Genomic DNA, 226 nt, shown 5'->3' on the forward strand with positions numbered 1-226 from the left:
AGTCGACATCGTTTACGGCGTGGACTACCAGGGTATCTAATACTGTTTTCTCCCCACGCTTTCGCACCTGAGCGTCAGTCATTGTCCAGGGGGCCGCCTTCGCCACCGGTATTACTCCAGATCTCTACGCATTTCACCGCTACCCCTGGAATTCTACGCCCCGCTACAAGACTCGGGCCGGCCGGGTGCTAATGCAGTGCCCCGGGTAGGGCCGGGGCTTTCGGGG

At 60.2% G+C, this 226-nt stretch carries 1 rRNA gene; it reads right to left on the reverse strand.

Annotated features, from left to right (window positions below):
• Positions 1 to 226 (reverse strand): 16S ribosomal RNA (locus QCD69_RS22680); the annotation flags it as partial.

The organism is Erwinia sp. PsM31 (genome assembly GCF_030433775.1).
Taxonomy (GTDB): Bacteria; Pseudomonadota; Gammaproteobacteria; order Enterobacterales; family Enterobacteriaceae; genus Erwinia; species Erwinia aeris.